9 protein-coding genes and 1 pseudogene are annotated in these 13762 nt (G+C 32.2%); 8 read left to right on the forward strand and 2 right to left on the reverse strand.

Annotated features, from left to right (window positions below):
• Positions 1-34: 34 nt before the first annotated feature.
• Entirely contained in the window at positions 35-2968 is a 2934-nt protein-coding gene (locus SPD48_RS17990; protein ID WP_336259520.1) for an SH3 domain-containing protein, read from the reverse strand.
• A 239-nt stretch (positions 2969-3207) separates the two neighbouring features.
• On the opposite strand from SPD48_RS17990, the gene SPD48_RS17995 reads away from it, so the two are divergent.
• From SPD48_RS17995 to SPD48_RS18025, 8 genes and pseudogenes are all read left to right on the forward strand, one after another.
• Positions 3208-4029 carry an ABC transporter permease gene (locus SPD48_RS17995; RefSeq protein WP_336259521.1) on the forward strand — a complete coding sequence of 274 codons (822 nt, stop codon included), beginning with the start codon at positions 3208-3210 and terminating at the stop codon, positions 4027-4029.
• A 15-nt stretch (positions 4030-4044) separates the two neighbouring features.
• Positions 4045-4821, forward strand: a pseudogene (gene tagH, locus SPD48_RS19980) (teichoic acids export ABC transporter ATP-binding subunit TagH); the annotation flags it as partial.
• Positions 4822-5079: 258 nt separating this feature from the next.
• The gene (locus SPD48_RS19985; RefSeq protein ID WP_442962174.1) at positions 5080-5337 is read left to right on the forward strand and encodes an SH3-like domain-containing protein; all 258 of its coding nucleotides are present in this window, start codon (positions 5080-5082) and stop codon (positions 5335-5337) included.
• A gap of 205 nt (positions 5338-5542) precedes the next feature.
• Complete coding sequence (locus SPD48_RS18005; RefSeq protein ID WP_336259523.1) at positions 5543-6259, forward strand: IspD/TarI family cytidylyltransferase; 717 nt, start codon at positions 5543-5545, stop codon at positions 6257-6259.
• Complete coding sequence (locus SPD48_RS18010; RefSeq protein ID WP_336259524.1) at positions 6256-7281, forward strand: ribitol-5-phosphate dehydrogenase; 1026 nt, start codon at positions 6256-6258, stop codon at positions 7279-7281. Before SPD48_RS18005 ends, SPD48_RS18010 begins: the two co-directional genes overlap by 4 nt.
• On the forward strand, positions 7282-8436 hold the full coding sequence (locus tag SPD48_RS18015; RefSeq protein WP_336259525.1) for a CDP-glycerol glycerophosphotransferase family protein: 1155 nt from the start codon (positions 7282-7284) through the stop codon (positions 8434-8436).
• Between the two features lie 15 nt (positions 8437-8451).
• Complete coding sequence (locus tag SPD48_RS18020; RefSeq protein ID WP_336259526.1) at positions 8452-10377, forward strand: CDP-glycerol glycerophosphotransferase family protein; 1926 nt, start codon at positions 8452-8454, stop codon at positions 10375-10377.
• A 51-nt stretch (positions 10378-10428) separates the two neighbouring features.
• Positions 10429-11802, forward strand: coding sequence for a polysaccharide pyruvyl transferase family protein (locus tag SPD48_RS18025; RefSeq protein ID WP_336259527.1), 1374 nt, complete (start codon positions 10429-10431; stop codon positions 11800-11802).
• Between the two features lie 135 nt (positions 11803-11937).
• Here SPD48_RS18025 and SPD48_RS18030 read toward each other — a convergent pair whose 3' ends face one another.
• Complete coding sequence (locus SPD48_RS18030; protein ID WP_336259528.1) at positions 11938-13419, reverse strand: polysaccharide pyruvyl transferase family protein; 1482 nt, start codon at positions 13417-13419, stop codon at positions 11938-11940.
• Between the last annotated feature and the right edge of the window lie 343 nt (positions 13420-13762).

Consider the following 13762-nt stretch of genomic DNA (forward strand, 5'->3'; position numbering starts at 1 on the left):
ATATATCTACCTGTTTTACTTTTTTTAATGAAAATTATTTATATTCTGGAACATCTAAAATTAAAGTATATGAATCTAGTTGTTGGTAAAGATTATACATGTTGTTAATCTGCTTAGATGCCCAACCTACATCAGTTGCATACTGATGACCGAAACTTTTAGTTCTTTCCATATATTCCGGGTTCCAGCGCATTTTATAAATAGTGTTTTGGACAGTATTTGTAGTGTTTTGGCCTTTAATATAGTCATTGCCAATAAATTCTGCACCACCTACAATGGCCTTGTAAGGTGTTGTCCAGTCTCGATCATATGCCCGTTCGGAACCACATTTTAATGCACAATCATCATACGCACCGATTCCGAACATATTATAAACAATTTTGATGTTCGTTAAGTTTTTTCTATTGGAAGCTGTGACCATTGTTGTTTTACCGTTTTTATCTTTTCCGACTTCTACACCAGTAGCTAACTCGGAAGTACCATGGCCTGTTTCAAGGAATGCGTGAGAGATTAAATATACATCATTGATGTCATTTTGTTTTCCCGCATCAATGAATGCTTGTCCCTGACCCTCTAAAATTCCTTTACCCTTTAAAGCTTTATTTAGTACAGCTGCTGTTGCTCCACTAGGTTTTGATAAATCTAAAAATTGAAAAATTTGCTTTTCATGGTTTACAAAATTATTTGGATTTAAATAGTATAGAACATCTTTAGGGCTAGCATGAACCCACTGTGTTGTATGATTATAGTCGATTGCGTACCAACCATTATACTCATCTAAAATATTAACAGTAGTTCCATTTAATAAGGTTCCAAGAGATTTAAAGTTACTACCAGGACCAATTCTTACATTTAAGCCAGACTCAGCTATAACTTTATTATTATTAATATATGTCTTTGATACCCATGCATATTTTTTATCGGTTTGAGGTGTTGCTTTCATCTGAATAGCTAATGCTTCATCTAGAGTGATATTATAATTCGTTCTAATATCTTTAGGATCTCCGACATGGTTTTTATGGATATAACCAGTTTTACCGTTAATCGTAACCTCATACCAGAAAGTAGAAAATGTTTTTAGGGTTATCTCTTGTCCAGCACGGAATGTTCCAATGACGTCGGCTTGTGTAGAAGCTCGTGATCTCACATTCGTAGGAGATTTAAGAGTATATAACTTAATAGATTCTTGTTTTTTTGCATTTTCTACATGATTTTTATGGACAAACCCAGTCTTTTGAACACCACCAACTCTTACAGAAACTTCATACCAGTAGTCATTAAATGTTTTATAGTTGATGACAGATCCAATTTGATAAGTTGTTAAAACATCGGATTTGGTTGAAGGTGTTGTTCGGATATTCGTTGGCGATTTTTGTGCTACACCCCGTAGAGTTTCCTCTTTAGCAGTTGCATTTTCTACGTGTTTTTTATGAACAAATCCGGAAACACGTTTCCCGCCAATAATCATTTCAACTTCATACCAGTAGTCGTTAAATGTTTTGTATTTAATTACAGATCCAATTGAATAAGTAGCAAGAACATTTGACTGCGTAGATGGTAAAGTCCTAATGTTAGTAGGAGATTTTAATGCAACACCACGCAAAGATTCTTGCTTAACAGTTGCGTTTTCAACATGGTATTGGTGTACAAACCCAGTCTTTTTAGTTCCATTTATATCGACCGTAACTTCATACCAATATTCATTGAATGTTTTATAATCAATAATTGTACCTTGTTGGAAAGTCGTTAAAACGTTTGACTTGGTTGAAGGTGTTGTCCGAATGTTCGTAGGTGATTTTAATGTAACACCTCGCAGACTTTCTTGCTTAGGTAAAGCATTATCGACATGTTTTTTGTGAACATAACCAACTTTATTTCCGTCAAAGGTCACTTGATACCAGTGTTCCGAAAATGTCTTATAATCAATTATAGAGCCGATTGGAAATGTCTTAACAACTTTAGACTTTGTCGAAGCATTTTCTCTAATATTTGTTGGCGATTTTAACGCAACACCGTGTATTGATTCTTGTTTTTTTACGGCTAGCTCAAAATGCTTTTTATGTATATAGCCACCTGTGGAAACTGCATACCAGTTTTCATTATAAGGGGCAATTTTCAAGACAGTACCGGCCGGTACTATTGTTAACGGATCAGACTTAGTAGTGGCCTCTTTTCGGATATATGTGTTTTCTTTTCCTGCGACACCCTGTTGATCAAATGAGGAGATATTATATGTCTGTAGAGAAGAACGAGATGTTTTTTCCTCGGTTTTATCAACTTGTTCTTCTTTCGGTTGTTCTTCTTCCTCATCATTTTCAGTTGTCTGTGAAGAATTATCATTTACTTCTTCTTCAGATACATTTTCCTGTTCACTGTCTTCCATGTCTGCAATTTCATCTTCAAGCGAATCGGCAGAGTCATCTTCATTTACATCAACATTAGTAGAAGATTCATCCTGATCGGTTTGTTTGTCCGTGTCTTCCAGTGGATCACTTTCAATTTGGTCGCTATTAGTCTCGGTAACTTTGCTATCAATTTCCAGATATTTATTGTCTATGTATCCTTGTTCGATTTCCAGATCATCCTTATTATGATCATCTGAAAGAAAGACATCCTCTGCATTATCTACATTTGAGATAAATTCAACGAAAGAATATGTTTCAAATTCCTCAATTATTTTTACTATCTCATTATTGTTTAAGTAGACTAATATATTGCTAGAATCAATGTCTTCATCTGTCTCGGCGATTTCGTTCTCTGTTTCGTTAGCATCGATTTGTTCTGCATTCTTATAGAGTGGAACTCCATCCTCTTGATCTGTTACTATCTTTCCTATCTTCAGTTCACTTTCAGATAGATCTTTCGTCTCACTGCTTGCAAATGATTGTAATGGGGCGAAAAATGTATTACTCAATAAAACTAGCAGAACAAAAAGCACACTAAACTTTTTCTTTAATATTCCAATCACTCCTTCATAAATTTTTAAGTTACCAAATTACCTATAGCAATAACGTACCATATTACTAGTATATCAGAATTAAAGCATTAAAAAAAACACAAAATGTAAAAAAATATCAAAAAAACACATAACAGGTCCTATTATAAGTTAAAGTATTTATTACACGTCTTTTTTGTGTTTTAAAATACTTACATGTATAATTTATAAAGTGCGTTAGGTATGACGAAGGGATGAAAGGGTAAAACCAAATGAAATCTGCAATTACAGTTATTAAAGAACAAATAAATAATTTTTATCTAATCAGAAGGCTATCCGTTTATGAAATAAAGAGTAATAATCGTAATAATTATTTAGGTACTTTGTGGGAAATAATTAACCCGGCAATACAACTATTAATATATTGGTTTGTATTTGGTACAATTAGAAGTCGTGCACCCATTGAAATGGGCAATACCGAAATTCCTTTTTTTGCATGGCTTTTAGCAGGATTCTTTTTATGGACTTTTAGTTATCAAGCATTAATTCAAGGTTCGAAGTCAATTTACACAAGGTTACGTATGCTATCTAAAATGAACTTTCCAATGAGTGTTATACCCAACTTTGTTATATTTTCGAATTTTTATATACATTTATTCTTGGTAGGAATTTCAATTATTATATTCCAATTTATGGGGTTTTATATTTCCGTTTATTACATTCAGTTATTATATTTTATGTTCGCAGCCTTTTGTTTGCTGTTTGCAATATCTTTAATTACTTCAACTCTATCAACAATTGTAAGAGATTTTCATATGTTGTTAAATTCGATATTAAGAATGTTGTTGTATATTTCGGGGGTCTTATGGCCTATAACTTTGTTGGCAGAATTTCCATTACTTATGCAAATTATGAAATTGAACCCATTATTTTATTTAATTGAGGGGTATAGAGCTTCTTTCTTTGGTACTGAATGGTACTTTATAGCTCATTGGCAATATTCGCTCTATTTTTGGGGACTTGTTATTTTGTTACTTATTTTTGGATCTATGTTGCATGTTAAATTCAGAAGGCATTTTATTGATTATTTATAAAGGTCTGTGATGATAGTGGACAAAGCAATTTCAGTTAAAAATTTAACTAAAAAATATAAACTGTATAATAATACGAAAGAGAGATTTCTTGATTTAATCACACCAAAAAGTTATGGAGATGATTTTTTTGCTCTCTCTAATATTGACTTTGAGGCTAACCATGGAGAGGTAATAGGCTTTGTAGGCATAAACGGATCTGGTAAGTCTACACTTTCAAATATCATTGCGGGAATTGTACCAGAGACTTCAGGTACTGTGAAAATTAATGGACAAGTATCTTTAATTGCCGTGGCAGCAGGATTAAAAAATGATCTTACGGGCAGAGATAATATTGAACTTAAACTTTTAATGCTAGGGTTTAGTAAAGAAGAGATTAAAGAACTAGAAAATAATATTATTGAATTTGCGGAATTAGAAAAGTTTATTGATCAGCCAGTTAAATCATACTCAAGTGGGATGAAGTCACGTTTAGGTTTTGCAATCTCCGTTAATATTGATCCCGATATCCTAGTTATAGATGAAGCTCTTTCGGTTGGAGATAAGGCTTTTGCAGAAAAAAGCTTAGCCAAAATGCAGGAGTTTAAAAAATCCGGAAAAACGATGATCTTTGTTAGTCACTCTCTTGGGCAAATGAAAAAGTTTTGCGATAAAATTCTTTGGTTGGAATTTGGTATGGTTAAAGATTATGGTGATGTAGAAGCTATCATGCCGAAGTATGAAGAGTTTTTAAACATGTGGAAAAAGCTATCTAAAAATAAGCGGGAAGAATATCGGGCTCAGGCAATGAATCAAAACTTAGATTATAAGGAGTTCTTAAAAGTAATTGAACCAAAACCTACTGAATACAAAGAACAGTTAATTAGTAAAATTGGCAGGGTGCAAGAAGATAGACTACCTATTTATAAAGATCCTCGAATGTTGTCTGATTTCACAATCTCGAAAAGACTTACTGGCGAGTCTTATTATATAAAAAAACAAGCAATTTTAAATGGCGATCGCTTTTATTTACTAAGTGATGAACCGAGCGCAAGTAGAGGGATAATTGGTTGGATGAAGGCAACAGACGTTGTGTCTCATGATTTAATCTTCATAGATCAAGACACTAAAGTATTTAAATTAGATGGGGAAGGATTGGCATATAATCGACCATGGGGTACGAAAAAAAATGTTGTTTTTAAGAATTTAACACCATTCAAGGGAAAAGAATTCCATGTGGAGAGAACTGATAAAGTTAGAAATGGATATTGGTATTATGGATATTTAGAAGGAGAAAAAGTTTGGATCCATCATAGTCGTTTAATTGAATAAGAATGAGATACAAAAGCAACCTGATTAAATAAAAGAATAATCAGGTTGTACTGTTTTATGGGATTCTTTTTTAAGAACACTATTAGTAAATACCGTTTTTGCTAACTTCTTCAATTGGTTGTATTTTGGAATTATCATTAGTATAATTTATTATGGTATGTCTACAAAAGATTACAATTATTTTATATATGATGAGGTGTTTATAGTGATTTATGCTGGGATTTTGGCAGGGGGACAAGGAACACGAATGGGAAATGTTCCAATGCCAAAGCAATTCTTATTATTGAATGACAAACCTATCTTAGTGCATACAGTAGAAAAGTTTGTATTAAATCCTCGTTTTAATAAAGTTATCATAGCTTCGCCGAAAGAATGGATAAACTATACACAAGATATTTTAAAGAAGTTTCAAATCGATTTACCTAACGTTGTAGTTATAGAGGGCGGAAGTGAAAGAAACGATACAATCATGAATATAATTAACTATGTGGAGAAAGAAAATGGTGATTTATCAGAGGATGATATTTTAGTAACCCATGATGCGGTTAGGCCATTTTTAACTCATCGAATTATTGAAGAGAATATTGAAATGGGTTTAAAGTATGGAGCTGTAGATACTACCATTCAAGCAATCGATACAATTGTCGAATCAGCTGATAATGATTTTATTAGTGATATACCAAGAAGAGATATCATGCACCAAGGACAGACTCCACAAACATTTTCTATGAAAACAATAAAAGAGCTATACAATGAGTTATCAAAAGAAGAGAAAGAAATTTTAACAGATGCTTGTAAGGTCTTTACAATGAAAGGCAGAAAAGTGAAACTCGTAAAAGGTGAAATTTTTAATATAAAAATAACAACACCATATGATTTGAATGTAGCTAATTCAATAATAAAAGGAAGTTTAGATAAATGATAAACCAAGTATATCGTTTAGTATCTCCGAGACAATTTGAGGTAACGTATAAAGATAAATCAATTACAGCAAATCAAGTTGTTGTACGTCCAACTCATCTATCCATATGTGCTGCAGATCAAAGGTACTACACGGGAACACGCGGAGAACAAGCTATGCGTGAAAAACTTCCTATGGCTTTGATTCATGAAGGTGTTGGAGAAGTGGTGTTCGATCCTACAGGCACATTTAAGCTAGGAACAAAAGTCGTTATGGTTCCGAATTTACCGACAGAGTCAGACCCAAATATTGCAGAAAATTATTTAAGAACAAGTAGATTTAGATCAAGTGGATATGATGGATTTATGCAAGACTATATATTCACAGATACGGATCGATTAATTGAATTGCCACAGGATATAGACTTAGATGTTGCTGCATTTACAGAACTTGTTACGATTACTACCCATGCACTAAGTAGATTTGAGAAAAAAGCACATGCTCGCCGCGAAACATTTGGGGTTTGGGGAGATGGTAACTTAGGGTATATAACTTGTCTATTTTTGAAAAAGTTATATCCAGATAGCAAAGTAATTATCTTCGGTAAGACAGATTATAAAATGAATCATTTTTCTTTTGTAGATGATGCAATAAAGATTGACGCCATTCCGAATGATATTCAAATAGACCATGCAATAGAATGTGCTGGAGGGAAAGGAAGTCAGTATGCTTTAGCTCAGATTATTGACCATATTAACCCCGAAGGTACAATAAGTTTATTAGGTGTTAGCGAATATCCAATTGAAGTAAATACTAGAATGGTCTTGGAAAAAGGTTTGACACTTATCGGAAGTAGTAGAAGTGGAGCCAAAGATTTTCAGCGGACAGTTGATATATATAAAGAGTATACAGATATTGTTGATTATTTAGGTACGATTGTGGGAGAAGTTCATACGGTACGAGATATTGAGAATATTACAGAGGCTTTTGAAAGTGACTTATCTAGTTCTTGGGGGAAGACTGTAATGAGATGGATGATCTAAGTGGTAGTAAGAGATTATTTAAAAACATCGTTAATTGTGATGTATAAGACCATATATAATACGTTGTATACTATCATGACGCATGTAAAAAAACACAACGATAAAAAAGCTGTATTTATTCTATCAAGAAGTAAGGATATAGAAGGTAACTCATATTATATTTATGAAGAGTTACTTAATCAGTTAGATGGCGTTAAGATTCATCTAGTTTATACAGAGAACAAGATGAATCTTAACTTATTCAAAGAGCTTTTTACTATATGTAATGCTAGATATTTAATATTAGATGATTATTATCTTCCTATCTATTTGGTCAAGCCAAATAAACGCTTGAAAGTCATCCAGTTGTGGCATGCAGCCGGCGCTTTTAAGAAATTTGGTTACAGTACAATCGGAACTCAATTTGGACCAGCAGATAATTATTTAAAATTAATACCAATACACTCTAACTATACCCATGTATATGTATCATCTAAAAATATCATACCTTTTTATGCGGAGGCATTTAATATGTCGATGCATAATATTTATCCGTTAGGAATTCCACGGATAGATTTATTTAAAAATGAACAGCAGATTGCACAAATTAAAAATAAGTTATTTACAGAATACCCGCTATTAAAAGATGATAAGTCTATCAATATTTTAATAGCGCCAACTTATAGGGCTGGTGGAATTCAGAAAGAGTCTAGCTTTAATATTAGCAGTATTATTTCTAATTTTATTACAGACATTAATAAAGATGTGAAAATAATTTTTAAAGCTCATCCGTATATGTCTAAAATCGAGCTAGTTAATTTAGAAAAAAATCCTAATGTAGTTATAGCTAATAAATATGAAATAAATGAATGGATGTTAGTGTCGGATGCTTTTATAACTGATTATTCTTCATCCATTTTTGATTTTGCATTATTAGAAAGACCTATAGCACATTATGTTCCCGATATAGATGACTATACGAAAAATCGCGGTTTGTATCAATCTATTGAAGAGATATCTGATGGAGCAATTCTTAGGGACGAAGAGAATTTGGTGCATTGGATAAATACAAGAAAAAGTAACGAACATTATAATACATCACGTATGGTTCATGTTAATTTTGACCATACAGAAAACGTTGCAAAAAAAATAGTTTCTCACTTTATATATAGCTAGAAAGAGGGTGAACTCATGTTAGGTTCTCCAATTGATAATGAAGATGCAGTAATTAGAACGGATTCACCAGTAAATTTTGATCTTACACACTTTTCGTTAAAAGGATCGAATCTAGAATTAGAGGGTTATGTATCAGTGACAGGAATCTATTCTTATTCAGAGGATAGAATAAGAAAAACGTTAATATTTGTTCCTGAAATAGATATAAAATCTTTCCGAGAAGAATATAGTAAGGATGAACAGTATCAAGATTTAACTGATAAAGAAATTATTGACATGCATATTGTTGAGATCCCGTTAGATAATTGTACATTTGAAGAAGTTACGAATCATGAAAATTCAAAAATTGAAGATAAAGAATCGTTGGGTGGTTTTAAACTATCTATCGACTTGGCAGTCATGTCAAATGGCAAGCCACTTGAAAAAGGCAAATACAATATTTATATCAAATTAGAACAGCTTTTAAATGAAAATGATGATGTTAAATATTTAAAAACAGTCCAATTATCAACGCTCAAAAACTTTTTGAATAATGGAATGATAACCACCCATCTTCATTATTATTCATCAACACTGATTATGAAATATAATTTGATAGCTTTGTTTGATGCAAAGCATAAAACACTAAAACTTGAAAACACTCTACTTCAATCCTTTAATCCCCAAGAATTATCGGAAGAGGAAGGAATGAAGGTAGAACATCGTTATGTTCAAGCAGTTAAAAGAAGATTTTTCAAGTTATTTTATATCTTATTTAGTATTTTACCAATAAATAAGAGGAAAGTCTCATTTGCTTCGGATAGTCGTACCGAACTAAACGGAAACCTGTATTTTGTTTATGAAGAACTTTACAAAAGAAATTTAGATTTAAAAATCAAGTTTATCTTTAATGAACGAATAGATAATACAAAAACATTCTCTAATCTTTTAAAAACTGCATTTCACTTTGCGACTTCTAAAATAATCTTATTAGACGATTTTTATCCTTTAATATATCCTTTAAATATTAGAAGAAATAGTGATCTCATTCAAGTATGGCATGCTGCAGGAGCATTTAAAACGTTTGGGTTTAGCAGAATTGGAAGACCGGGGGGACCTTCACCAAGATCAAGAAATCATCGTAATTATACAAAGGTGACGGTGAGCAGTGAAGGTGTGCGTGAACATTATGCAGAAGGATTTGGGGTAAAGGTTGATAAAGTTCATCCCACAGGTGTTCCACGATCAGACATATTTTTTGATGAAGAGTACAAGGCATATGTTAGAAAGACATTATATGACAAATATCCTTTCTTAAAGGAGAAGAAGGTTATATTATTCGCACCTACCTTTAGAGGAAATGGTCAATCATCGGCTCATTTTCCTTTCCATGTTTTAGATTTTAAAAAGCTTTATGAAGAATTAAAAGACGATTATGTATTTCTATTTAAAATTCATCCTTTTGTTAATAATAAACTTTCAATCCCTTATGAATATATCGACTTTTTCTACGATTTTAGTGATTTTAGAGAGATAAATGATCTACTTTTAGTTACAGATATCTTAATAACAGATTATTCATCTGTATGTTTTGAATATGCTCTATTAGATAAGCCTATGTTGTTCTTTGCATTTGATGTCGAAGATTATATTCGAACTCGAGATTTTTACTATAATTATTTTAACTTTATTCCAGGACCATTAGTAAAAACAACCGAAGAAATAATTAAAACCATCCAAAGTGAACAATTTGAGTTAGAAAAAATTAAACCATTCGTTCGTTATTTCTTTAATGGAACATTAGGGAAAGCATCACAGAATGTGGTAGACGAAGTAATTATCCCAAGTTTAGAATCGGAGTATGAAGAAGAAGAAGTATTAGACATTAAGTTGGAGCCTCCGAAGTCTAGAATTGAATTATTTGAGCGATCGTTGCATGAAGAAGATGAAGATAATGCTTAAGCTATCATATGAACAAAAACATTTTATATTTAAAACAAGGAGAGTTAACAATTGAGAAATATTTTAATCAGATCCGGTATATCGCCATTAGATACATTTGATGCTTCTTATATGATAAATAAAAATTCTATTGGAGGAAATGTAGGAAATTTAATTTATGCTTATAGTATATATCGTACTTTAATGACCGAAAATACAAATATCGTACCGGATTATTACAATACAGATCCTAACAGAGCTGACGAGATAAATGAAAAATACGATGCTTATGTCATTCCTTTAGCTGATGCATTTCGTCCTAATTTTATTCCTTTATTACGTCGTTATACAAAACTGATTAAAAAATTAAAAATTCCTGTTTACGTGATAGGTGTTGGATTACGCGCTCCGTTTGAACCTAAGCTTGATGAAGGATTTCCGTATGATGAAGACGTTAAAGACTTTGTGAGTGCTGTTTTAGAAAAGTCTGAGATAATTGGTCTTCGTGGGGAAATTACTTCTCAGTATCTGACAAAGTTGGGTTTCCGTGAAGGGGTTGACCATACCGTTATTGGTTGTCCATCTATGTATACGTTTGGCAGAAAGTTAAATATTAGAGAAACAAATATAACAAAAGAATCAATGGTCTGCGTTAATTCATCCATGACTTCACCAAAAAATGTGTTAGATTTTATTACGAGAAGTATGGGAGATTATCCAAATCATTACTTTATCCCTCAATGGTTAAAAGAAATGATTCTAGTCTATGCGGGTGCTCCTTCTCTTTCTGAAAAAGACGAGAACTATCCTGCAAAAATGTCAAGTCCTGCATATATGAATAATAGAGTCCGTTTCTTTTTAAACGCTCCAACTTGGATTGATTTTATGCGTCAGGCTGATTTAAGCTTTGGTGCAAGGCTACACGGTAATGTGACGGCTACTATTGCTGGAACTCCGAGTATCATTATTCCAAAGGACGCTAGAATGAGAGAACTTGCCGAATACCATAATCTAACAAGTGTTTGGTGGAATGATATTACAGATGAGACAAGGCTTGAAGATCTCGTTGAGAAAGTAGATTTTAAAGCACCTGAAAAAGTTCAAGCAAGAAACTTTGATAACTTTATTGATTTTCTAAATAAAAATAATTTGCCGCATGTTTATAAAGAAAATTTAAATCCAGCAGATATTCCATTGGATGATAAAATAAGTGAAGTAGAATTTAAGCAGCCTCTTGTTCCTGTCAGCGGATGTACAATGGAAGAAATGGTAGAAAGATGGGAGAAGTTCTATCCACTAGAGGATGAGAAGGCTACTCGAGTTAAAAAGAAATATAAAAAGGAAATTGCAAAAAAGAATAAACGAATCAAGTATCTTGAAGGAACTATAAATAGAAAGTCTGTTCGTTTAGCTTTAAAGACAGCAAATATGTTTAGAACAAAATAGGAATAAAAATTATCACCTTTGAAAATTCTGAATGGATTTCAAAGGTGATATTTATTTATAGTTAACTCATAGCTCTTTATAAATTGAAATTATCCTAAAAAATGAAAGGTGGGAGGATCTAAAATAAAAGTTGGTCTATTTAAATTTAAGTTTATTAGTAGTTGCTAAAGTTAGTCGTACGGATTTCCTGTTTAAAATTCCTCTTAAACGTTTTATTGTTTCCTCTTTTTTCATTAACTCTTTCTGTAATATTCCTTCTTTTTTTCTGAATTTTTTTTCAATAATTAACCGCCTTTCATCCTCCTCCATTTTAATCTCCTTAATTGTCTTATCCTTATTTCTTTTTATTCCTTTAATTTTGTTAGCTTTTTCACTATTCTCTTTCTCAAGTAATTGCTGAATTTTTTGCAAGCGTAGTAAAAGGTCAGAGTTGTTGCATCCTGTGACAGGTGTAAGAGGAGGTTGAAGTTCTAATTTTGAAATTTTCTCTTCTAAAGGAACAACATCTGATACCTGTTGCTCATTATATATATGTGATAAATTATTCTTGTTAAGAAACTTAATAAAATGTTCAAAGTTTCTAGTTTGTACTTTCTCTGGTGCCTTGAAATCACTTTTTTCGATAATGTCTTCAAGAAATGTATCCTCAGTAATATCGTTCCACCAAACCCTAGTTAAGTTATGGTGTTCGGCAAGTTCCCTCATTCGGGCATCCTTAGGAATAATGATGCTAGGAGTTCCGGCAATTGTAGCAGTGACATTTCCATGTAATCTTGCGCCAAAGCTCAAGTCTATTCTACGCATAAAGTCAATCCAAGTTGCTGCATTTAGGAAGAAACGAACTCGATTATTAGCATAAACTGGATGTGACATTTTTGCCGGATAGTTATCGGCTTTTTCATTGAGAGAAGGAGTACCTGAAAAAACTAGCTTCATTTCTTTTAACCATTGTGGGATAAAATAATGATTCGGAAATTCTTTCATTCCTCGTGTAATAAAGTCTAGGACGTTTTTGGGCGAAAGCATAGATGAATTAAAGCATATTAAAGAATCCTTAGTAATATTTGTATTACGGATTTCTAATGCTTTACCAAAGGTATACATAGATGGACAACCGATTACAGTATGATCAATTTCTTCACGAAAGCCTAATCTGTTTAAATATTGAGCTGTTATTTCTCCTCTAACTCCTATCATTGCGGACTTATCTAATACAGCATTTACAAAAGCTATTACATCTTTATCAAATGGAAAACCTTCTCCTAATTTGGGCTCAAAAGGTGCACGTAATCCTACACCAATTACTATAACAGGTATAGTCAACTTTTTAATTAGCTTCGTGTATTTGCGTAAATGTGGAATAAAGTTCTGTCTAAATGCGTCTGCTAAAGGAATAATATAATAATCATAAGTTTTATTAATTTTATCTGCATCTTGTTCGTTTATCCTATAATAGTCAGGCACAATATTTGTATTTTCTGTCATAAGGGTTCGGTAAACACTATACGCGTATATTAAGTTTCCTACATTACCACCAATTGAATTCTTAATTAACATGTATGCCGGATCAAATGTATCCAGTGGTGAAATTCCCGATCTAATAAGAATGTTTTTCACATTCATGCCCCCTTTTAAGACTTTATAAATTAATTAAATCTATTGTAACATTGATACTATTATATGGTATTAAAATAATTTTGCTAGAAGGTAAAAATATATTTTTTAATCTTTTCCCTATCAAACAAATTATATTCTAAATAATTAAGAATATTGTTCACCATTATTATCTGATCAAATATTCCTGGATAATTATACAATTTGGTAAGAGTAAAATACTATGAAATTGATTTTTGTCTACGAGTCTTTTACCCTTTCATCCCAAGCGATAATCAGACCTAAAGAACCATGGTTATTGTAATGCATATATAGTATTATGGTGATGATTTGAAAAGGGGAGTGC

Origin of the sequence: Pseudogracilibacillus sp. SE30717A, assembly GCF_037071985.1 — a bacterium.
In the GTDB taxonomy this organism is placed as follows: Bacteria; Bacillota; Bacilli; order Bacillales; family Amphibacillaceae; genus Pseudogracilibacillus.

Coding starts and splice junctions, on each gene's coding strand:
- SPD48_RS17995 (WP_336259521.1), top strand. CDS start 3,208: ATGAAATCTGCAATTACAGTTATTAAAGAACAAATAAATAATTTTTAT.
- SPD48_RS19985 (WP_442962174.1), top strand. CDS start 5,080: ATGAAGGCAACAGACGTTGTGTCTCATGATTTAATCTTCATAGATCAA.
- SPD48_RS18010 (WP_336259524.1), top strand. CDS start 6,256: ATGATAAACCAAGTATATCGTTTAGTATCTCCGAGACAATTTGAGGTA.
- SPD48_RS18020 (WP_336259526.1), top strand. CDS start 8,452: ATGTTAGGTTCTCCAATTGATAATGAAGATGCAGTAATTAGAACGGAT.